Genomic DNA, 19,900 nt, shown 5'->3' with positions numbered 1-19,900 from the left:
AAACCTCCGAAGCAAAATTCGGAGGTTTTTTCTTGCTTTTATTCGTTGTCGTAAATCCGGTCCAGACGGTCGTTGAACTGGCAGGCCACTTCATAGTGAATGGTGTCCAGCCAGTCAGCTGCCCGGCGCAGGCTGTTTGGCGCTGCCGGATCAGCTGAGATCAATTCAACTGGCGTGCCAGCCGGCACTTCCTTTGGCAAGAGAACCATGAACTGGTCCATGCAGACCCGGCCGACGATCGGGCAGTAAGTGTCCCCGACCTTGACCTTGAAGCCCTGGAACTTGCGGATCCAGCCGTCAGCGTAGCCAACCGGCACGGTCCCGATCCATTCGTCTTCTTCAGCGATGTGGGTTGACCCGTAGCCGACCCCGTAGCCCTTGTGGATCTGCTTGACATAGGTCAGTTCGCTGGCAAATGACATGGCCGGCTTGAGGGCAAAGGCCGGCTCTAAGTCCTGGCTGCCTGGGGCTGAAGACGGGTTGAGCCCGTAGAGGCCAATCCCAAAACGGACGATGTCGCTGTCCACGTCCTTGTCAAAGAGGCTGGCAGCCGTGTTATCCACATGAATCCACTTCGGCTTGACCGTCAGCAGGCTTTCCATGTGCTTGAAGCGCTTGACCTGGTAGTCAAAGTAGCTGGAATCAGCGGAGTCAGCTGAAGCAAAGTGAGTGAACATCCCTTCCACGAAGAAGGCGTCATTGCCTTGCAGATATTCGTTGACCGCCTTGAAGTCCTCGTCTTCACTAAAGCCGATCCGGCCCATCCCTGAGTCGATGGCCAGGTGGATCTTCAGCTGAAGACCTTCCTTGCGAAGAACTTTTTCCGCCTCCTTGAGCCAGTCCAGGCTGGAGACTGGCAAAGAAATGTCGTTGGCCGCGGCCAGGGCGGCTTCTTCAGCCGGCTGCAGGCCCAAGACCAGAATTGGCTTGACGACTTGCGCCCGGCGCAGTTCCAGCCCTTCATCCAGCATGGCCACGCAGAAGCCGTCTGCTCCGGCTTCTTCCATCACCGGCGCCAGGCGCGCTGCCCCATGCCCGTAGGCATTGGCCTTAACCACGCAAAAGAGCTTCTGGCCCGGCTTCAAGTGAGCCTTGGCCTGGCGGGTGTTTTCCTTGATAGCAGCCACGTTGATGTGCAAGGCTGCTGGTCGATTAACTGCTGTGATCATTTTTTCCTCCCAGATAACAGGTGCGATAGTTTGCCGATCGCGCGGCGCCAGCCGGCCGGCTCTTCAAGCACGACCACGGCGACGATCTCGTGATCATCATGCGCGATGCTGGAAAAAATCCGCCCCGTAAAAATCCGCGACGTCGTTACAGGCGCTCCTGACTCGGTCCTCAAAGTTTCCACGTCTTCAAAGGAAACTGCCTGGCCAATCCCGGTTCCCCAGGCCTTGGAGAAGGCTTCCTTGACGGCGAAGCGGCCGCCCAAGTACTCAATCTTCCGCTTATGGGTCAATTCCTGGTACTGGGCAAATTCCCGGTCGGTCAGAACCTTTCTGGCAAAACCGTCCCCCCGGTCAACGACCTTGGCGATCCGGTCCACCTCAATCTGATCCACGCCGATATTTTTGATCATCTTTCCACCTCACGCTGTTTAAATAATAGCACAGATAGAAAAAGGCCGGGTCAAAAGCCCGGTCTTTTTTACTTTTTTAAAAAATTAGCCTTTCCGGCCGTGGATCTTGAAACCAGGCTTGCGCTTCTTCTTGTCAAAATTACGCTTGCCCTTGAAGTTCTTATTTCCGCCCCGGATGTGGCCATTCCGGCCCCTGCCGCCTGAGTGCTTGCCCCGGTATGGAAGAGGCTTTTCAGGAGTGATGGTAACCTTAACCTCGCTGTCGTTGGACAGTTCCTTCAGCAAAGCAGCAGCGATATCTTCAGCTGAGTAGTTTTCCAGCAGCTTTTCCGCCGCGTCGTCGTACTTGCTCAAATCCCCGCTCAAAAGGTCGTCTACCTTCAAGACCGCCTGCTTCATCTGCCCGGCAAAGGCCTGGGCGTCTGTCGGCGGACGCAGAGGAGACATCTTCTTCTTGGTCAAATCCTCGATGGTCCGCATGTAGCCAATCTCGTTCGGCGTCACGAAGGTCACGCTCATCCCGCTCTTGCCGGCCCGGCCGGTCCGGCCGATTCTGTGGACGTAGGAGTCCGGGTCTTGCGGAATGTCGTAGTTGTAAACGTGGGTAACCCCGGAAATATCCAGGCCCCGGGCAGCCACGTCAGTAGCTACCAGAATGTCCAGCTGCCCTTCCTTGAAGCGCTTGAGCACCTGCATCCGGCGGGCCTGGGTCAGGTCGCCGTGGATGCCGGCCGCGTTGTAGCCCCGGGCAACCAGGCCCCGGGTCAGTTCGTCAACCCGGCGCTTGGTCCGGCCAAAGACCACGGCCAGGTCCGGATTTTCCACGTCGATCAGCCGGCACATGGTGTCGAACTTTTCGTTTTCGCGGACGCGGACGAAGTACTGGTCGATCAAATCAGCTGTCAGTTCCTTGGCCTTGATCTTCACGACCTGCGGATCATGCATGAACTTTTCGCCCAAAGCCTGGATCGGCTTTGGCATGGTCGCGCTGAACAAGAGGGTCTGGTCCCGGTTTTCAGCATAGGTCAAAATGCTTTCGATGTCCTGGATAAAGCCCATGTCCAGCATTTCATCAGCTTCGTCCAAAACAACCGTCTTGACGCCGTCCAGCTTGATGGTCTTGCGCTTTAAGTGGTCCAAAAGCCGTCCCGGTGTCCCGACCAGGATTTCCGGCACCTTCTTCAAGGCCCGGATCTGCCGGCCAATATCAGCCCCGCCGTAAACGACCTGGACCTTGGCCTTTTCATCCCTGCCCAGGCGGAAAAGTTCTTCCTGGGTCTGGATGGCCAGTTCTCTGGTCGGTTCAATTACGATGGCCTGGATAGCGTGGTCCTGCTTGTCCAGCTTTTGCAGGATTGGCAGACCAAAGGCAGCCGTCTTCCCCGTCCCGGTTTGGGCCTGACCGATCACGTCCTGGCCAGCCAGAGCCAAAGGAATGGTCTGGGCCTGGATCGGGGTGGCTTCTTCAAAGCCTGACCGCTTGATTGCCTTTAAGATATTGTCGTTCAATCCTAGTTCAGTAAATTTCAAATTGTTCTCCTATTTCAGTCTGTCGAGGACTCGTTCCAGGTGCATCCCGTGGGACCCCTTCAGCAAAACGATGTCCTGGCTGTGGATGTCGCTCTTTAAATCATCGATTAAATGGCTCATCTCATCTTCTGGGTAGTAGTGCAGATTCTGCTGGTCATACTTGTCCAGCAGGGCTTGGTAAAGGTGGTTCATCTCCGGCCCGTAAAGGTAAAGGACGTTGATCTTTTCCGGGTCCAGGCAGGCAGCCAGGCCCTTGTGTAGGTCGGCTGACCGGCTGCCCAGTTCCAACATGTCGGCCAAAACCGCGATGCGGCGGCCGCCTTCACTTACAGGAACCTGGCCAAAGGAGGCAGTCACGGCCTTAACAGCCGTTGGGTTGGAGTTGTAGATATCGCTCATGATGTCTTCGCCGCAGTCGCCCTTTTCCCATTCCATCCGGTTGGCCGTTGGCACGAAGTTGGCCAGACCGGCGGCGATTTCCTCGTCGCTTTCCCCGAAGTGGCGGCCAACCAGGATAGCGGCCATGGCGTTAGCCACGTTGTGGCGGCCAATCATCGGAATTGAGAATTCCCGGTCAGTCCCGTTGACCTTGAAGAAGGAATGGTGCATGGTGCTGCGGAGGTCACTGGCATGAATGGTGTCAGAGTCAGCAAAGCCAAAGGTGGACTTGTCCTGGGAAAGCTTGGCGGCTCTTTCCGCCAGGAGAGGTTCATCACCGTTGTAGATGAATTCACCGTCTTCTTGCAAAAAGTCCGTGATTTCCATCTTGGCGTCAGCGATCTTGTCCCGACTGCCGAAGAATTCGATGTGGGCTTCCCCAATCATGGTGATCACGGCTACGTCCGGCCGGGCCAATTGGCTCAGTTCATGCAATTGGCCAGCCCGGTCCATCCCCATTTCCAAAACCAAGATCTCAGTGATCGGCTTCATTTCCAAAATGGTCATCGGCACGCCGATTTCATTGTTGAAGTTGGCCTGGGTCTTGTAGACGTTGAAGCGCTTGGCCAAAACCGCCGCCACCATGTCCTTGGTCGTAGTCTTGCCGTTTGAGCCGGTGATACCAACAACAGTCGGGTTGACCTTCTGCAAGTAGTAGCGGGCCAGATCCTGCATGGCCTTCAAAGTGTCGGCAACTTCCAGAACCGCGATGCCTTCCGGCTTGCCCGGGTGGCCTGCCTCCCACAAAGTAGCGCTGGCGCCGGCCGCAATAGCTGAACCCACAAAGTCATGGCCGTCTCTTTCCCCCTTGATCGGGACAAAGAGGGCGCCCTGGCTGATCTTTCTTGAGTCAAAGGCTACTGAGGTAATGACCGTTTCCGCGTCCCCTTCACAACTGGTATTTAAGGCTTGGGCGATTTCTGCCAACTGCATTTTCATTCCAATACTGCTCCTTGAGAATAAATTAACACTTAGTATATTATACGTTGTTTGGCGCTCTTCGCAATAAAAAAAGCAACCCAAGCGGGCTGCTTTTAAAGTAAAGAGAACGATTAGTTCTTCTTGTTGAAGCCGTACTTCTTGTTGAAACGTTCGATTCGACCATCGGCTGCGGCAAACTTTTGCTTGCCAGTGTAGAATGGGTGGGAATCTGATGAGATTTCAACACGGATCAATGGGTAAGTGTTGCCTTCGAATTCAACAGTTTCTGATGACTTCAAAGTTGAGCCGGCAACAAACTTAAAACCAGTTGCTGAGTCCATGAAGCAAACTTCTTGATAATCTGGGTGAATACCTTGTTTCATAATTCTAAAACTCCTTTGCCATAGCCCTCTGCAGGCCATAGATTAATCGATTAACTCTAACATAGTACCACTATCCAGCCCGTTTGACAAGGGCTCAAGTTAATCTTCCACGTCACGGATGACCACGTCAGCTCCCAGCTGGCGCAGCTTTTCTTCCACCCGGTCGTAGCCGCGCAGGATGTTGCCGGCGTTGTTGATTACTGTTTCGCCGTCAACCATCAAGCCAGTAAGCATCAAGCAGGCCCCGGCCCGGATTTCGTCAGCGTGAACCACAGCCCCATGCAGGTGGCTGCCTGGATGAACCAGGATGATGTTGTTAACGACAGTGATGGAAGCCCCCATCTTCTGCAGTTCCGGCACGTGCCGGGTCCGCTTCGGGTAGATCGGGTCGATGATGACCCCTTCACCAGTCTTGGCCGTCAGTAAAAGCGGCGTGATTGGCTGCTGCAGGTCAGTCGCGAAGCCCGGGTAGGTCCCGGTCTTGACTTGAACCATGCGCAGGTCACCAGCCGGGTAAACGAAGAGAGAGTCTTCATCAGTGTCGATCACCACGCCCATTTCTTCCACCTTGGCCAAAAAGGCGTCAAGGTGTTCAGCGATGATATTGTGAATCCGGATCCCGTTGCCGATGCAGGCTGCCATGGAAATGTAGGTCCCGGCTTCGATCCGGTCAGGGATGATCGTGTGCGGCACCTTGGCCTCCAGGCGGTCAACCCCGTCGATTCTGATGGTGTCAGTCCCCGCCCCACGGATCTTGGCCCCCATGTTGTTCAAGAAGGTAGCCAGGTCGATGATTTCCGGCTCCTTGGCCGCGTTCTCGATCACCGTCCGGCCACTGGCCGTGACTGAGGCCATGATGATATTCATCGTTGCCCCAACTGAAGCCATCTTCAGGTGAATCTGGGCCCCTTTCAACCCTTCATCAGGCGCGGTAATTACAATCTGCTCATTTTCATATCTAACGTCGGCGCCGAGGGATTGAAAGCCCATAATGTGCTGGTCAATCGGCCGCGGGCCAATGTCATCGCCACCAGGAAAACCTACAACCGCCTTGCCAAAACGACCGAGCAAAGCGCCCATAAAGTAGTAAGACGCGCGCAAGCTCTTAATCTTCCCAGCTGGCAGGGGACTCATCTTGATGTCGGTCGGGTCAATTTGCAGGGTCGTTTCGCGGAAATCGCAGTGCACGTCCATTTCGCTCAACAAGTCCATCAAATTGTCAACGTCGGCAATCCGCGGAACTGATTCCAGGGTCACCGGCGTTCTCGACAGGATTGAGGCCGGAATCAGCGCTACCGTTGAGTTCTTCGCGCCGCCAATCCAGATGTCGCCTTGCAGGGGTTTCCCTCCGTGAATTATCATTTGCTTCATTTGGGAAAGTAGTCCTTTTCTTTTGTCAAATTATCATAATAATGTTAATAGATCTTCGTCAAAAAAACAAGAGAAGAGGTTTCTCTTCTCTTGTCACTATCTATTATTATCGTACAAAATTTAGAACTTGTCGACCTGCAAACCGCTGGCTGCCCCAATAAAGCCCTTGAAGAGCCCTTCTGGCCGGTTTGGCCGGCTCAAGAATTCTGGGTGGTATTGAGCGGCAACAAAGAACTTCTTGTCCGTGATTTCAACGATTTCCACCAGGTGGTTGTCCGGTGAAACGCCTGAGAAGGTCATGCCGGCCTTTTCAAAGGCTTCCCGGTACTTGTTGTTGAATTCGTAGCGGTGACGGTGACGTTCCTGGATAACTTCCTGGCCGTCGTAGCATTCCCGGGTCTTGGTGCCGGCCTTCAGCATGGCTGGGTACAGGCCCAGACGCAAGGTACCGCCGATCTTTTCCTGGTCACGCTGGTCAGCCATCAAGTCAATGATGTTGTTCTTGCAGTTTGGTTCTGCTTCAGCTGAGTTGGCATCTTCCAAGTGCAGGACATTGCGGGCGAATTCCACGCTGGCCATCTGCATCCCCAGGCAGATCCCCAGGAATGGAATATCGTGTTCGCGGGCGTACTTGATGGAAGTGATCATCCCTTCCAGACCCCGGGTGCCGAAACCGCCTGGCACGATCAAGCCCTGGGTGTCCTTCAAAAGTTCTGCCACATTGTCTTCAGTGATGTCTTCAGCCTGGATCTTTTCAACTTCGATCTTGCTGTTGTACAGGTAACCGGCGTGCTGCAAAGCGTCAGTTACGGAGATGTAGGCATCTTCCAGTTCGACGTACTTGCCAACCAGGGTGATCTTGGTCTTGTACTTCAAGCTCTTGGCCCGTTCGTCCATCCGGCGCCATTCATCCATATCGGCAACCGGCTTCGGGCTGTCGATGTGGAGGAAGTCAACGACCTTCTGGTCAACGCCTTGTTCCTGGTAGGACAGCGGCACGTCAAACAGAGATGGCGCGTCCAAGGATTCCACGATGTAGTCGACTGGAACGTCGGTGAAAGTGGATATCTTGTCCTTCATTTCCTGCGGAACTGGCATTTCTGAGCGGAGAACCAGCATGTTTGGCTGGATCCCGATTGACCGCAGCATGGAAACTGACTGCTGGGTCGGCTTGCTCTTCAATTCCTTGGCTGCCCGCAGGTAAGGAACGAAGGTAACGTGCACGTACATGACGTTTTCTGAGCCGACTTCCCGTCGCATTTGCCGGATGGCTTCCATGAACGGAGTTGATTCCATGTCGCCGACCGTACCGCCGATTTCGGAAATAACCACATCAGTGTCGGTCATTTGCGCTGCCCGCATGACCTTTTCCTTGATCATGTTGGTTACGTGCGGGATCACCTGTACAGTGCCGCCGTGGTAGTCGCCGCGCCGTTCGCGCTGCAGAACTTCCTGGTAGATCTTGCCAGTCGTTACGTTAGAGTACTTGCTGGTTCTAACGTCGACCAATCTTTCATAGTGGCCCAAGTCAAGGTCAGCTTCCGTACCGTCGTCAGTCACGAAAACTTCACCGTGTTGGTAAGGGTTCATCGTGCCGGGGTCGATGTTGATGTATGGGTCGAACTTTTGCATGGTAACTTTCAAGCCGCGGTTCTTCAGCAAGCGACCAATGCTTGATGCAGTAATCCCTTTCCCCAATGATGAAACAACGCCGCCAGTCACAAAGATATATTTGGTCATTGAGCTCTCCTTTGAAAAATAATAAAAAAGCTCCCTAGCAATTAGGGAGCTAAACGCACATAGGGTGCCCAAGCAAAATAATAACGACTTTTCAGCCGCAAGTCAAGGACAAAATCCTATTCTTCGTCTTCATCGTCATCAAGGTCGTCGTCATCCATTTGTGACAGCTGGCCTTCGATCCCGTCTGGCAATGAGTCGTCATCTTCATCGTCTTCATTGTCGTCGTAATCGTCATCGTAGTCGTAATCGTCGCCGGAGTTGTCGTCATCGTCATCTTCGTCAGCGTCACTGTCGTCGGACAAGTCTTCGTCTTCTGGGTCGTCGTTTTCGTAGTCGATCACGTCGTCGCCTTCAGTCGTGGCCAGGAAGGCGTTGACCTTCTTGTGGTGCTTGCGAGTTGATGCTTCGTCGCCGTCGTCTTCTGGGTGGTCGACTTCTTCATCGACAGCTTCGAACTTGAACCAGGTCCGCAGGGCCCAGACATTTTCACCCATGGAAATGAAGCGGCCATCGGTGTTCATGTCCGTGTAAAATTGCGGCAGGCGCTGGCGAATTTCTTCGTCGCTCTTGTTCAAGTACTTTTGCACTTCGTTAACGATATCGGCAAAAGCCATTCTTTCGCCACGGTCTTCCAAAATTGCGTGCGCAACTTCAATCATTGACAATTCGTTGCGATCCACGTCTTTAAAATCAGCTAATCCCACAGTTGAACGTCCTCTCTATTCAATCTTGTCTATTTTACACGTCATTTAAGCAAAAATCAACGAGACGGCATAACTACCAATTAAGTCTACACCACTAAAGAGGTCATATTCAACTTCAAGTTGTTGACCAGCGGCATTTTCTTTCAATTCCAGACGCTTGGTTTCCGACAAAAGATCCAGTTGCCGGCCCTCAACCACGTACTTGCACTGCCCTTTTTCGCCCAAGACGAAATGCATTTGGGAGAAGTTGCTGTGGTCCGTCCCCCGCCGGATCAAGAGTTCCTGTTCTTTTAAGAGCATCTTGACCGGCACCTTTTCTGCCTCGTAAAAAATTCTTTTAACCGCGCCGTCTTCCCGCAATTCGCCTTCTGCCTGCTGGCGGATGGTTTCCGTTTGCTCGCCTTGGGTGATCTTGCTCGTCAAATCGATCTTAATTTTGCTCATCTTTTAAAAAAATAATTCTCCTTACAATGGCCGCAAGCAGCGGCCCCTGGCAACTTTTGCTATAATTTTCTATAGCTAGTCAAGCATATCTTACTATGTTTCGGCAAAAATATAAAACAATAAGAATGGAGGATCTACTTTTGACAAAATTTGACAGTCCTAAACTGGCCCGCGAAGTCGTCGTCCGTGACCCGGTCCACGGCTATATCCACCTGGACACCCAAGTGGCCCTGGAAGTCGTCCGCTCGAAAGAATTCCAGCGGATGCGGCGGATCAAGCAGCTGGGCCCGACAGCCTTCGTCTTCCCCGGCGCCACCCACACCCGCTTTGAGCACAACCTGGGCGTCTATGAACTGGCCCGCCGGATCAGCAACCTTTTTACTGACAAATACCCTAGTCAAAGTACCGGCGACGGGCTCTGGGCCCCCGAAGAGAACCTGCTGGTGCAGATGGCCGGCCTTTTGCATGACATCGGCCACGGCCCGTACTCGCACACCTTTGAGCACCTTTTCGGCACCAACCATGAGCAGATCGGCCAGCAGATCATTCTGGATCCTTCCACTGAGGTCAACCAGGCTTTGAGCAAGGTCGACCCGGACTTCCCAAAGGCGGTGGCCAGCGTGATCGCCAAGACCTACCCTAACCCCCAGGTGGTCAAGCTCATTTCCAGCCAGGCTGACGCTGACCGGATGGACTACCTTTTGCGGGATGCCTACTTTACGGGAGCCTCTTATGGGGAGTTCGACCTGTCCCGGATTTTGCGGGTCATCCGCCCTTATGAAGAAGGGGTTTGCTTTACGGCTAACGGGATGCATGCCGTTGAAGACTATATCGTCTCCCGCTATCAGATGTACCAGCAGATCTACTACCACCGGGTCAACCGGTCCATGGAGGTCATCCTTCACCACCTGCTAAAGCGGGCCCAGTACCTTTACCAGGAAAAAGAATTGCCGGTTACGCCAAGCTTAGCCAGATTTTTGGCGGGGACCTGGGACTTGCAGGACTACTTGAAGATGGATGACGGGGTCATGGAGACCAACTTCAGCATGTGGACTGAGTCCAGCGACTCGGTTTTGGCGGACTTAACCAAGCGTTACCTCTTCCGGCGGCCTTTAGCCAGCGTGAAGATCAACGAAGAAAGCAAGCGGCTTTTGCCGCAATTAAAGGACTTGATCAAAGATGCCGGCTTTGACCCTGACTACTACACCGGGGTGGGGTCAGCTTTTGACGAGCCATATGACGCTTATAAGCCAAGCGGCAAAAACGCCAACAGCCAAATTGAGATCATGCAGGAAGACGGCAGCTTAATCGAGCTGTCCCAGCTCAGCCCCCTGGTCAAGGCCTTAAACGGGACCCTGCAGGGCGATGAGCGCTTCTTCTTCCCGGTCACTATGCTCAAGCAGGCGGATTTTCAGCAGTACTTGAAAAACGGGGAATTGCTCACGAAAAAATAAAAGCAAAATAATAATTTGCAAAAGAAAACAACCGCTGCACATGCAACGGTTGTTTTTCGTATAGTCGAATCCTTACTTGTCCTTGTACTTGTTAGCGTCGTAACGAGTGTCAAAGAGCGGACTCATTGGCTTGTGTTCCATGATCAGCTTGATGGCGTCACCCATCAAAGGCCCAACGGAAACGAGAATCATCTTGTCGAGGTTCTTTTCGGCTGGCTGTTGGATTGAGTCGGTCAAAACCAGGCTCTTGATTACGGAATTGTTCAAGCGGTCAACGGCTGGGCCGGACAAAACGGCGTGGGTAGCGCAGGCGTAGACTTCAGTAGCACCGGCGTCTTTCAAGGCTTGGGCAGCCAAAGTGATAGTGCCGGCAGTGTCGATCATGTCGTCGATCAAGATGGCCCGCTTGCCCTTGACGTCACCGATGATGTTCATGACTTCGGCAACGTTGGCCTTTGGCCGGCGCTTGTCGACGATGGCAATTGAAGTGCCCAGGAATTCAGCTAATTTTCTTGCCCGGGTAACGCCACCGTGGTCTGGAGAAACGACAACAGCGTCTTCTTCCAGGTGATTGCTCAGGAAGTAGTCAGCCAATAAAGGAGCGCCCATCAGGTTGTCGACAGGGATGTCGAAGAAACCTTGAATTTGCGGAGCGTGCAGGTCCAGTGAGAGGACGCGGTCAGCCCCGGCAGCTTGAATCATGTCTGCGACCAGTTTAGCAGTGATTGGCTCTCTGGCCCGGGTCTTCCGGTCTTGACGTGCGTAGCCGTAGTAAGGCAGGACGATGTTTACGGAAGCGGCACTGGCCCGGCGGACAGCGTCGATCATGATCAAAAGTTCCATAAGGTTGTCGTTGACCGGCGCGCTGGTGGATTGGATCAAGAAGACATCCTTGCCACGGACAGAATCGTCGATGTTGACTTGAATTTCACCGTCGCTGAAGCGAACGACGCTTGAAGTTGAAAGCTTTACCCCCATCCGCTTAGCGATCTTTTCTGCCAACGGTTTGTTTGAGTTAAGCGCAAAAAGCTTGATGTTGTCCTTGTAAGACATAATTCCCTCCGAAAAAAACAGCATTTACCAGTTCTATTCTAACAAAATCCGGCATTCTTTTGTTGGAAAAAAGGCATTTGTGTTCAGTTTTTAAGCAAAAAATTCCTGACAGGCATGTTTTAACCTGGTCAAAAAGCAAGAAAGCCTTTTATTTTTTAGTAGATAGAAAAAATCGTCTGTTTTCCAAAGAAAAAAGCTCTGACTTCCGTCAAAGCTTTTTCTTAATTACTTGCTTGCGATTACCTTAACGCCGCTGGCCTTAAGGTAGGCGCTGTTGCCAACGTAGTAGTACTTCTTGTTCTTGATGGTGATGGTCTTTGAAACCTTGTACTTAGTGCCCTTGTAAGCTACAGTGCTCTTCCAACCGTTGTAAACGTATGGGCTCTTCTTAGTGAACTTGGAACCGTCCTTGTGGTAGAAAGGAGTGGTCTTCTTAGTTACTTGAACTTGAGTTACAGTCTTCTTTGAGCTGGACTTCTTGGAAGAAGTGCTTGAGCTTGAAGTTGAGCTGCTTGAAGTAGAACTAGTCTTCTTTGAGCTTGAACTTGAGCTGGTCTTCTTGGAACTAGTCTTGCTTGAAGTAGTGCTTGCCTTCTTTGAGCTTGAAGTTGAGCTGGACTTAACCGTCTTAGTTGCGGTTACCTTGACGTCGCTGGCCTTCAAATAAGCGTCGTTGCCGATGTAGTAGTACTTAGCACCCTTGATGGTTACAGTCTTAACTACGTTGTAGCTGGTGTTCTTGTAAGCTACAGTGCTCTTCCAATCGCCGTAAACGTAAGGCTTCTTCTTGGTGAACTTAGAACCGTCCTTGTGGTAAAAAGGAGTGGTCTTCTTAGTTACCTTAACCTTGGTTGCCTGCTTAACCGTGGTAGTCTTGGCAAAAGCCGCGTTTTGAGTAAGCAGTGCTGCTGGAGTAGCCAGAGTCAAAGCCAATGATGCTGATGCAAAAGCAATTTTCTTAGTAAACTTCATCGATATGCAAACCTTTCTTGCTTCTTTTTGTACATTGCCTAGATTATACACCCTCTGTTTAAAAATTGCTTATTAAAGTTCTCAAAAGAAAGGCAATTTTTCCTTAAGTCAACTGTAAGCGGATGCATTTTGCTTATTAAAAAAGGAGCCTGAGCTCCTTTTCAAAATTATTTCCATTCTTCGTCTTCGGACAAAGGCAGCTTGTGCCAGTAGTCTTCCTTGTTGACCTGCCGGCCCCGGGCGATGGCCATTTCATACTTGCCAACGTCCTTGGTAATGGTTGAGTCAGCCGCGATAAAGGCGTGGTCAGCCACATTAATTGGGGAAACCAAGGTTGACCCGGCCCCGATGAAGGACTTGTCGCCAACCGTCGTGTGGAACTTCTTGACCCCGTCAAAGTTGGAGAAGATGACCCCGCAGCCGACATTGATGTCCTTGCCCAAAGTAGCATCCCCAACGTAAGTCAGGTGACCGACCTTGGTGTTCTCGCCAATTTCCGCCTTCTTGACTTCCACGAAGTTGCCCAGGTGGGCTCCCCGCTTGATCAAAGCCTTTGGCCGCAAGTGGGAATTTGGCCCGATGTCCGTGTTGTCTTCCATGATTGATTCTTCAATCGTGGAAGAAGTTACCGTCACGCCATTGCCGATCTGGCTGTCAACGATTCTTGACCCGGAAGTGATCAAGCAGTCAGACCCGATCACAGTGTGGCCCTTGATCGTCACGCCGCCTTCAATCACCGTGTCATTGCCAATTTCCACGTCAGCATCAATGTAAGCCGTGGCTGGGTCGATAAAGGTAACCCCATCCCGCATGTGCCCTTCATTGATTCTTCTTTGCATGATCCGGGTGGCTTCAGCCAAGGCGATCCGGTCGTTTACCCCCAGGCTTTCGCTGAAGTCAGGCATCTTGTAAGCCCCGACCTTCTTGCCGGCCTTGCGCAAAATTTCCAAAACGTCAGTCAAGTAGTACTCGCCTTGAGAGTTGTCGTTGCCGACTTGCTTCAAAGCAGCCCACAGGTCCTGGTTGTCAAAGCAGAAGACCCCGGTGTTGATTTCCTTGACCTTCAGTTCTTCCGGCTTGCCGTCTTTTTGTTCCACGATCCGCAAAACATTGCCCTGGTCGTCTCTGATGATCCGCCCGTAGCCAAAAGGATCCGGAGCTTCAGCAGTCAAAACCGTGGCCGCGTTGCCTTCTTCTTCATGGTAGGCAAAGAGCTTTTCAAAAGTTTCACTGGTAAAAAGCGGGGTGTCCCCGGTTACAACCAGCGTTGCCCCTTCCAAATTAGCCAGCTGGCCTTCAGCCTGCATAACCGCGTGGCCGGTGCCCAGCTGCTTTTCCTGCATGGCAAATTCAGACTTGCCTGCCAAGACTTTCTCCACGTCTTCTGCCCCATGGCCGACAATAGTCACGATCTTGCTTGGCTTGACCGCTCTGGCCGCGTCAACGACATGTTCAACCATGGCCTTGCCGCAAACCTGGTGCAAAACCTTGTAAAGCTTGGATTTCATTCTGGTGCCCTTGCCGGCAGCCAAAACTACGACATATTTTTCCATCTGTTTTGTAACCTTCTCAATCAAAATAAGCTAGCCTTCCTGGCTAGCTTATATTGTAACATTTAGAAACGGTCGAAGTTAGTTCTAGTCAAAAAGTTGCCCGGCTGAGCCAGGATGATTTCCTTTTCGCTGTCGATCTGGTCAATGTTGACCAGGGAAACGTAGTCCTTGATCTTGCGTTCCTCTTCGTATTCAGTTTCGCAAAGGACGCAGACGCCGGCAACCTGGCAGTCAAATTCCTTGACCAGTTGCCGCATCCCGTCCAGGGTGCCGCCGCCCTTCATGAAGTCATCCACAATCAGAACGTTCGTATCCTTGTCCAGGGCCCGGGTCGGCAATTCCATCTTGGCTACCCGGGAAGTTGATGAGGACATGTAGTTAACGGACACAGTAGCCCCTTCCGTCACCTTGGACCGCTTGCGGGCGGTTACCGCTGGGACGTTCAAGTAGCTGGCCACGGCGTTGGCCAAAGAAATCCCCTTGGTTTCCACCGTCATGACAGCTTCGATATTAGCGTAAGCATAGCGGGTGGCGATCAGCTTGCCGATCATCTCCAAATCATATGGCCCGCCCAAAATGTCTGACAGGTAGACAAAGCCACCCGGCAGAATCCGGCTGGAGTCCTGGATGCGGCCTGCCAGGTCCTTGAGGTACTTCTCAGCCGGCTTCTGGCCCAAAAAAGGGATATAGCGGACCCCGCCGGCTGCCCCGGCAACGGTCTCCAGGATCCCATCCTCGTTGCTGGCCAGGGTGTGCTTCAGAATGGCCAGGTCTTCAGAAATCGATGACTTCGCTGCCCCGTAGCGCTTGGCAAAAAAAGGCAGAGCAATCAAGGTATGCGGGCGCTCCATCAAAAACTTGGTCATGTCTACTAATCTTTCAGAACGTTTCATTCTCTTTCCTTCCTAATGTCTGTTTTTGTACTTATACTAATATACTCTAAAGGGCAAAAAAAATCACTAACATTTTCAAGAAATGTTAGTGCAAAAATTCGTATTTTTACTCTGCATCGCTTTCGTCATCAAATTCCAGCAAGATGTTCTTGGTCAAAACATCAGTGTAGCTGTATGATGCGTGTTCAAAATTATTACTGTCCTGGTCCAGAGCCACTACGAACACGGCAGGAAACGTGTTCTTCAAAACGCCGCGGCGTCTGGTTACCTTCTTGCGACCCGCTTGGGCAACGATTGTCAGCTCTTCGCCTAGGTGGGCATCTAACTTCTGCTTAATGTCTTGAATATTGATTGGCAATTATGACACTCCTTTATCAGAACATTGTAACATAATTTCCTATTCAAATCAAGATTGAATTATTTATTCAGTTCCGCTACCGCCTGGCTGATTCTGATGAAGTCGCCGATGGCCAGTTGTTCCGGCCGCTGGCGCGGGTCCAGATCCAGGTCAGCCAGCAGCTTTTCCCGGTCTTCCTTGTCCGGAACCAAAGCCTTCAAGTTGTTGGCCAGGGTCTTGCGCCGCTGGGCAAAACAGAGCTTAACCACCCGGTTGAACTGCTTGCGGTCGCCAACGTCTGCCGGATTTTCCAGCGGCGTTAAAACAACCACAGCTGAGTCAACCTTTGGCTGGGGCATGAAGGAAGCATGCCCTACTTCCAAGGCCAGGTCCACGCTCATTTGAGTCTGCACGGCAATGGACAAGGGGCCATAGGCCTTAGAGCCCGGCTGGGCAGCCAGGCGCTCAGCGACTTCTTTTTGCATCATCAAGGTCAGGCTGGTGAAGTCCAGGCTGGATTCCAGCAGGTTGAAAATAATCGGCGTGGTGATGTAGTAAGGCAGGTTGGCCACGACTTTGACGGGCTTGCTTAAGTCAAAAAATCCCGCCAGATCATTTGCAAAGTCTGCCTTCAAAACATCCTTCATGATCAGCTTGAAGCGCTGGTCCAGGTCTTCGCCGTCCACCTTTTCCGGCAGTTCGTTAGCCAGGATTTCCGGCAGGCTCTGGTCGACTTCATAAGCCGCCACCTTGCCCCCGGCTAAAAGCAGCTGCTCAGTCAAAGAACCGATCCCCGGGCCGACTTCTACTACCTGGTCGCCGGGCTCAATCCCAGCGGCCCTAACGATCCCCTGGACAGCATCCAGGTCAACCAGGAAGTTCTGGCCCAGGTTCTTCTTGGCGTGCACAAAGTAACGGTTGACGATGGCCGCCGTCCTTACCGGACTAGCGATTGGAATTCTGTTGGTCATTTTCCGCCTCCTCTACTGCCTGCTTGAGTTCAGCTAGACTGATGCCAAAAGTCCGCAGGCGCTGGTAAAAACGCTTGGAATTGGCATAGCCGATCCCCAGCTTGATCCCGACTGCCTCCCGCAATTGGCGGGACTGGCGGCCCATGGCCAGGCCCAAGTCGACATAGTCCCCGTAGTCAAAGTCAGCCTTTTCCGCTTGGACCTCGCGCAAATCGCTCAAGGCCCGCTCCAAAGCTTCCTTTGACGCGTGCTCTACCCCCAGACTGCCCTGTTTCTTAGGCTCGCCTTCCTTGCGGGTAATAAAGGCCTGCTTGGCCGTTGGCACGGCTTCGGTCACTATCCGGCGGATCCGCTCGCCGTTGACGTCAGGATCGGTAAAAACGATAATCTCGCGGCTTTGGGCCAGCTTCTTCAGCTTGGCCAGGACCGCATCAGAAACGGCCGAGCCATTCGTCTCGACCGTCTCAATTCCTGGAAAAAACTGCTTTAAGCGAATCGTATCGTCCTTGCCTTCCACGACAACGACGGCGTTAAAATTCTTCTGCATTTAATCCGTAAATCCTCATTGTATTAGCATAAGTTGCCTCAGCTACTTCGGCCAAGTCCAGCCCCTTCAAGTCCGCGACCGCTTGGGCGACGTAGCGGACATAGCCAGGCTCGTTTTGCCGGCCCCGGTAAGGCACCGGGGTCAAAAATGGTGCGTCAGTTTCAACCAAAAGCCGGTCCAGGGGAACCATCTTGGCTGACTCATGCACTTCAGTGGCCTTCTTGAAGGAAACGACCCCGGAGAAAGAAAAGTTCACGTTCAAGTCCAGGAACTTTTCCGTCCATTCCGGACCCCCGTTGTAGCTGTGCAAAATCGCCCCGTATTCCAAATTGGCTTCTTGCAAGATCTTCCAGCAGTCTTCAAAGGCATCCCTGGTGTGGATGTTTACCGGCAATTTCAAATCGCGGGCAACTTCAATCTGCCGGGCAAAAACTTCCCTTTGCACATCCCGGGGCGACTCGTCCCAGTAGTAGTCCAGGCCGATTTCCCCAATGGCAACTACCTGGCCGCTTTTAGCCTGCTCAACCAGCAAGTCTTCAGCTGCCTGGTCATAGTCTTTGGCCACGTCCGGGCAGTAGCCGATGATAGCCTTGACATTGGCAAAGCGCTTGGCCAATTCCAGGGCGCCCAGGTTCATTTCCGGGTCCTGGCCCACGCAGTTCATTCCAACCACGTCCAAATCCTTGGCCTTTTGAATGTACTCGGCTTCTTTTCCGGCAAAAGGTTTGTCGTTTAAGTGGGTATGGTTGTCGTAGATCTTCATTAGCCCAGTTCAGCCCCCACCGGGTGTTCATCGCCGACCAGGGCCAGCTTGACATCACCGTCAGCTTCACTGGACAGGAGCATGCCCTGGCTTTCGTGGCCCAGCATCTTGCGCGGCTTCAGGTTGGTTACGGCCAGAACCTTCTTGCCCAAAAGGATGCTTTCATCTGGGTAGAACTTGCGGATCCCGCTCAAGATCTGCCGCTCGCCGGTCTTGCCAAAGTCCAGCTTGAACAGCAAGAGCTTGCTTGACCCTTGAACTGGTTCAACAGACAGGATCTTGCCGACCTGGATCTTGACCTTGTCAAAGTCGTCGATCGTGATCTGCTTTTCTTCCTGCTTTTGTTCTCTTCTTGACTGCTTCTTTGGCTTGGCCTTCTTCATTTCTTCCTTGATGTAGGCCACTTCTTCGTCATTCTTCAAGCGTGGGAAGATTGGGGTTGGCTTGGCAACGACGTTCACGTCCCAGGCAAAGCCGCCGAACTTCAAGTCCTTTTGGCTTTCGTCTTCCCAGTCCAGGCCCAGCTGGCTGAACATCTTGGCTGGTGTTTCAGTCATGACTGGAGCGATCATGATGGCTACCAGACGGAGGCTTTCAGCCAGGTTGCTCATGACTCTGGAAAGCTCTTCAGTCTTGCCTTCCTTGTTCAAAACCCATGGGGTAGTTTCATCGATGTACTTGTTGGCCCGGGAAATCAGCTGCCAGACGTTTTCCAAAGCGTTGGAGAAGTGCATCTTGTCCATGTTGTCGTAGTAGTCGCTGATCGCCTTGGCGGCAACGGCAGCCAGGTCTTTGCCGTACTTGTCCTGTTCCTGGTCAACTGGGGCAACCAGGCCCTTTTGGTACTGGTTAATCATGGAAACAGTCCGGTTCAAAAGGTTGCCCAGGTCGTTGGCCAGGTCAAAGTTGGTCCGTTCAACGAAGTCTTCTGGAGTAAAGGAACCGTCAGCCCCAAACGGGATAGCCCGCATCAAGTAGTAGCGGACCGGGTCCAGGCCGTAGCGGGAAATCAAGGATTCCGGATAAACGGCATTACCCTTGGACTTGGACATCTTGTCCTTGTAGATCAAGACCCAGCCGTGGCCGAAGACCTGCTTAGGCAGCGGCAAGTCCAGGGCCATCAGCATGATTGGCCAGTAAATAGTGTGGAAACGGACGATTTCCTTGCCGACCAGGTGGACGTCAGCTGGCCAGTACTTCTTGAAGAGGGAGTCGTCTTCTGACCCGTAGCCCAAGGCAGTGATATAGTTGGCCAAGGCGTCGATCCAAACGTAAACAACGTGCTTCGGGTCGCTTGGCACCGGGATCCCCCAGTCAACCGTGGTCCGGGTAACTGACAAGTCTTCCAGACCAGGCTTGATGAAGTTGTTCACCATTTCCTTTTCCCGGGAGTTTGGCTGGATGAATTCCGGGTGGTCCTTGTAGTACTGGAGAAGCCGGTCAGCGTACTTGCTCATCTTAAAGAAGTAAGATGGTTCCTTAACCAATTGAACTTCGTGGCCAGATGGGGCGATACCGCCGACAACGTTGCCCTTGTCGTCTCTGAAGACTTCCTTAAGCTGGGATTCAGTGAAGTATTCTTCGTCTTCAACTGAGTACCAGCCGGTGTATTCACCCAGGTAGATGTCGCCTGAGGCCTTCAGCTTTTCAAAAATCTTCTGGACAGCCTTGACGTGTTCTTCATCAGTGGTCCGGATGAACTTGTCGTAGTTGATGTCCAGCTTCTTCCACAGTTCCTTGATGTCCTTGACCATGCCGTCCAGGTAGGCCTTAGGCTTCATGCCCAGCTTTTCAGCCTTTTGTTCGATCTTCAGACCGTGTTCGTCAGTCCCGGTCAAGAAGAAGGTGTCATAGCCGCGGGACTTCTTGTAGCGGGCCATGGTGTCCGCTGCTACCGTCGTGTAGGCGTTGCCGATGGTCAAACGGCCAGACGGATAGTAGATTGGCGTGGTAATGTAAAAAGTTTTCTTGTTATCTGCCATAGTGCTTGATCTCCTCAAAAATTCTATACTCTCTATCATACAACAAAAAGCCTTACCTTATAAAGCGGATCGGCGATTTAACGGGCTTTAGAGCAAAAAAGAACGGCCTTTTTACTAAAGAGCTACTAATTAGTAACAAGTAATATAGAACTATATCGAAAAATATAGCTTAATGTGCTTGCGAAAGAAAATCAATTCTATCTTAATAGAAGTTAAGTGTGTTGCGCCTATGATTTTAATCAAAAGATGCAACACATATTTTCGG

At 52.3% G+C, this 19,900-nt stretch carries 19 protein-coding genes; 1 reads left to right on the top strand and 18 read right to left on the bottom strand.

The window, feature by feature from the left end; genetic code table 11:
- Window positions 1–38: 38 nt before the first annotated feature.
- From alr to ACYVUU_RS01785, 9 genes are all read right to left on the bottom strand, one after another.
- A complete protein-coding gene (gene alr, locus ACYVUU_RS01825; protein ID WP_484499789.1) occupies window positions 39–1,169 on the bottom strand; it encodes an alanine racemase in 1,131 nt (376 codons plus the stop codon).
- A complete protein-coding gene (gene acpS / locus ACYVUU_RS01820) occupies window positions 1,166–1,579 on the bottom strand; it encodes a holo-ACP synthase (RefSeq protein WP_439775881.1) in 414 nt (137 codons plus the stop codon). The genes alr and acpS overlap by 4 nt, the downstream gene beginning before the upstream one ends.
- An 84-nt stretch (window positions 1,580–1,663) precedes the next feature.
- A complete protein-coding gene (gene cshA, locus ACYVUU_RS01815) occupies window positions 1,664–3,109 on the bottom strand; it encodes a degradosome RNA helicase CshA (protein WP_484499788.1) in 1,446 nt (481 codons plus the stop codon).
- Between the two features lie 9 nt (window positions 3,110–3,118).
- Window positions 3,119–4,486 (bottom strand): UDP-N-acetylmuramoyl-tripeptide--D-alanyl-D-alanine ligase, encoded by a 1,368-nt coding sequence (locus ACYVUU_RS01810; protein ID WP_484499787.1) that lies wholly within the window; start codon window positions 4,484–4,486, stop codon window positions 3,119–3,121.
- A gap of 113 nt (window positions 4,487–4,599) precedes the next feature.
- Window positions 4,600–4,851 (bottom strand): type B 50S ribosomal protein L31, encoded by a 252-nt coding sequence (locus tag ACYVUU_RS01805; RefSeq protein ID WP_003612793.1) that lies wholly within the window; start codon window positions 4,849–4,851, stop codon window positions 4,600–4,602.
- Between the two features lie 99 nt (window positions 4,852–4,950).
- Window positions 4,951–6,222, bottom strand: a complete 1,272-nt coding sequence (locus tag ACYVUU_RS01800) for a UDP-N-acetylglucosamine 1-carboxyvinyltransferase (protein WP_484499786.1) — start codon at window positions 6,220–6,222, stop codon at window positions 4,951–4,953.
- Window positions 6,223–6,342: 120 nt separating this feature from the next.
- Entirely contained in the window at window positions 6,343–7,962 is a 1,620-nt protein-coding gene (pyrG, locus tag ACYVUU_RS01795; protein ID WP_439775877.1) for a CTP synthase, read from the bottom strand.
- A 116-nt stretch (window positions 7,963–8,078) separates the two neighbouring features.
- Window positions 8,079–8,666 carry a DNA-directed RNA polymerase subunit delta gene (gene rpoE, locus ACYVUU_RS01790; protein WP_439775876.1) on the bottom strand — a complete coding sequence of 196 codons (588 nt, stop codon included), beginning with the start codon at window positions 8,664–8,666 and terminating at the stop codon, window positions 8,079–8,081.
- A gap of 45 nt (window positions 8,667–8,711) precedes the next feature.
- Window positions 8,712–9,110 (bottom strand): YwiB family protein, encoded by a 399-nt coding sequence (locus tag ACYVUU_RS01785; protein WP_439775875.1) that lies wholly within the window; start codon window positions 9,108–9,110, stop codon window positions 8,712–8,714.
- Between the two features lie 140 nt (window positions 9,111–9,250).
- Between ACYVUU_RS01785 and ACYVUU_RS01780 the strand changes: the two genes are divergently transcribed.
- Window positions 9,251–10,564: an HD domain-containing protein gene (locus ACYVUU_RS01780; protein WP_484499785.1), complete on the top strand. Its 1,314-nt coding sequence runs from the start codon at window positions 9,251–9,253 to the stop codon at window positions 10,562–10,564.
- A 72-nt stretch (window positions 10,565–10,636) separates the two neighbouring features.
- Here the strand turns inward: ACYVUU_RS01780 and ACYVUU_RS01775 are convergent, their stop codons facing one another.
- The 9 genes from ACYVUU_RS01775 to metG form a co-directional block, all read right to left on the bottom strand.
- Complete coding sequence (locus ACYVUU_RS01775) at window positions 10,637–11,617, bottom strand: ribose-phosphate diphosphokinase (RefSeq protein ID WP_439775873.1); 981 nt, start codon at window positions 11,615–11,617, stop codon at window positions 10,637–10,639.
- Window positions 11,618–11,842: 225 nt separating this feature from the next.
- On the bottom strand, window positions 11,843–12,589 hold the full coding sequence (locus tag ACYVUU_RS01770; RefSeq protein ID WP_484499784.1) for a hypothetical protein: 747 nt from the start codon (window positions 12,587–12,589) through the stop codon (window positions 11,843–11,845).
- Between the two features lie 167 nt (window positions 12,590–12,756).
- Complete coding sequence (gene glmU, locus ACYVUU_RS01765; RefSeq protein ID WP_484499783.1) at window positions 12,757–14,142, bottom strand: bifunctional UDP-N-acetylglucosamine diphosphorylase/glucosamine-1-phosphate N-acetyltransferase GlmU; 1,386 nt, start codon at window positions 14,140–14,142, stop codon at window positions 12,757–12,759.
- A 62-nt stretch (window positions 14,143–14,204) separates the two neighbouring features.
- The gene (gene purR, locus ACYVUU_RS01760) at window positions 14,205–15,035 is read right to left on the bottom strand and encodes a pur operon repressor (protein ID WP_003612830.1); all 831 of its coding nucleotides are present in this window, start codon (window positions 15,033–15,035) and stop codon (window positions 14,205–14,207) included.
- A 106-nt stretch (window positions 15,036–15,141) separates the two neighbouring features.
- Window positions 15,142–15,393, bottom strand: a complete 252-nt coding sequence (locus ACYVUU_RS01755; protein WP_439775674.1) for a Veg family protein — start codon at window positions 15,391–15,393, stop codon at window positions 15,142–15,144.
- Window positions 15,394–15,452: 59 nt separating this feature from the next.
- On the bottom strand, window positions 15,453–16,343 hold the full coding sequence (gene rsmA / locus ACYVUU_RS01750; protein ID WP_439775675.1) for a 16S rRNA (adenine(1518)-N(6)/adenine(1519)-N(6))-dimethyltransferase RsmA: 891 nt from the start codon (window positions 16,341–16,343) through the stop codon (window positions 15,453–15,455).
- Window positions 16,318–16,890 (bottom strand): ribonuclease M5, encoded by a 573-nt coding sequence (rnmV, locus tag ACYVUU_RS01745; RefSeq protein WP_484499269.1) that lies wholly within the window; start codon window positions 16,888–16,890, stop codon window positions 16,318–16,320. The genes rsmA and rnmV overlap by 26 nt, the downstream gene beginning before the upstream one ends.
- Complete coding sequence (locus tag ACYVUU_RS01740; protein WP_484499782.1) at window positions 16,874–17,653, bottom strand: TatD family hydrolase; 780 nt, start codon at window positions 17,651–17,653, stop codon at window positions 16,874–16,876. The genes rnmV and ACYVUU_RS01740 overlap by 17 nt, the downstream gene beginning before the upstream one ends.
- Complete coding sequence (gene metG / locus ACYVUU_RS01735) at window positions 17,653–19,635, bottom strand: methionine--tRNA ligase (protein ID WP_439774856.1); 1,983 nt, start codon at window positions 19,633–19,635, stop codon at window positions 17,653–17,655. The genes ACYVUU_RS01740 and metG overlap by 1 nt, the downstream gene beginning before the upstream one ends.
- Between the last annotated feature and the right edge of the window lie 265 nt (window positions 19,636–19,900).

Source organism: Lactobacillus sp. WILCCON 0058 (assembly GCF_057198005.1).
This window is presented reverse-complemented; position numbering and strand designations above follow the sequence as displayed.

Bases quoted from the DNA above. Each gene is read 5' to 3' on its own strand.
- alr (WP_484499789.1), bottom strand. From the start codon at position 1,169: ATGATCACAGCAGTTAATCGACCAGCAGCCTTGCACATCAACGTGGCT.
- acpS (WP_439775881.1), bottom strand. From the start codon at position 1,579: ATGATCAAAAATATCGGCGTGGATCAGATTGAGGTGGACCGGATCGCC.
- ACYVUU_RS01810 (WP_484499787.1), bottom strand. From the start codon at position 4,486: ATGAAAATGCAGTTGGCAGAAATCGCCCAAGCCTTAAATACCAGTTGT.
- ACYVUU_RS01805 (WP_003612793.1), bottom strand. From the start codon at position 4,851: ATGAAACAAGGTATTCACCCAGATTATCAAGAAGTTTGCTTCATGGAC.
- ACYVUU_RS01800 (WP_484499786.1), bottom strand. From the start codon at position 6,222: ATGAAGCAAATGATAATTCACGGAGGGAAACCCCTGCAAGGCGACATC.
- pyrG (WP_439775877.1), bottom strand. From the start codon at position 7,962: ATGACCAAATATATCTTTGTGACTGGCGGCGTTGTTTCATCATTGGGG.
- ACYVUU_RS01785 (WP_439775875.1), bottom strand. From the start codon at position 9,110: ATGAGCAAAATTAAGATCGATTTGACGAGCAAGATCACCCAAGGCGAG.
- ACYVUU_RS01775 (WP_439775873.1), bottom strand. From the start codon at position 11,617: ATGTCTTACAAGGACAACATCAAGCTTTTTGCGCTTAACTCAAACAAA.
- ACYVUU_RS01770 (WP_484499784.1), bottom strand. From the start codon at position 12,589: ATGAAGTTTACTAAGAAAATTGCTTTTGCATCAGCATCATTGGCTTTG.
- glmU (WP_484499783.1), bottom strand. From the start codon at position 14,142: ATGGAAAAATATGTCGTAGTTTTGGCTGCCGGCAAGGGCACCAGAATG.
- purR (WP_003612830.1), bottom strand. From the start codon at position 15,035: ATGAAACGTTCTGAAAGATTAGTAGACATGACCAAGTTTTTGATGGAG.
- rsmA (WP_439775675.1), bottom strand. From the start codon at position 16,343: ATGACCAACAGAATTCCAATCGCTAGTCCGGTAAGGACGGCGGCCATC.
- rnmV (WP_484499269.1), bottom strand. From the start codon at position 16,890: ATGCAGAAGAATTTTAACGCCGTCGTTGTCGTGGAAGGCAAGGACGAT.
- ACYVUU_RS01740 (WP_484499782.1), bottom strand. From the start codon at position 17,653: ATGAAGATCTACGACAACCATACCCACTTAAACGACAAACCTTTTGCC.
- metG (WP_439774856.1), bottom strand. From the start codon at position 19,635: ATGGCAGATAACAAGAAAACTTTTTACATTACCACGCCAATCTACTAT.